General features: G+C 62.3%; 1 protein-coding gene. It reads right to left on the bottom strand.

Going from position 1 to position 260, the window contains the following annotated elements; all coding sequences use genetic code 11:
* On the bottom strand, nt 1-260 hold a 260-nt coding region (locus tag A3728_RS14040), incomplete at both ends, for a sugar-transfer associated ATP-grasp domain-containing protein (RefSeq protein ID WP_150120814.1).

Below are 260 nucleotides of genomic sequence, written 5' to 3'. Positions count from 1 at the left end.
GCGGCGCGCCACCGTTTCGATCTTCCCGCTGTCCACGTCGATGGAGCAGGCGAGGTTTCCGCCGCGCCAGAAGTTGTCCGCGATGTTCCCGCCCTGTGGCAGCTTGATGATCGCCATGGGGCAAAAAACCCCGTCGTCCTGTACGAGGTTGACCATCCGCACCGTCGCCAGTGCGCTCGCATAGGGAGTAAGGGCGCTGTGGGTATCGAGACGGCGCTGAAGCACATAGGCATTGTCGCCCACGATATCCGTCATGAAGG

Origin of the sequence: Sulfitobacter sp. HI0040, assembly GCF_001634885.1 — a bacterium.
Classification (GTDB): Bacteria; Pseudomonadota; Alphaproteobacteria; order Rhodobacterales; family Rhodobacteraceae; genus Sulfitobacter.
This window is presented reverse-complemented; position numbering and strand designations above follow the sequence as displayed.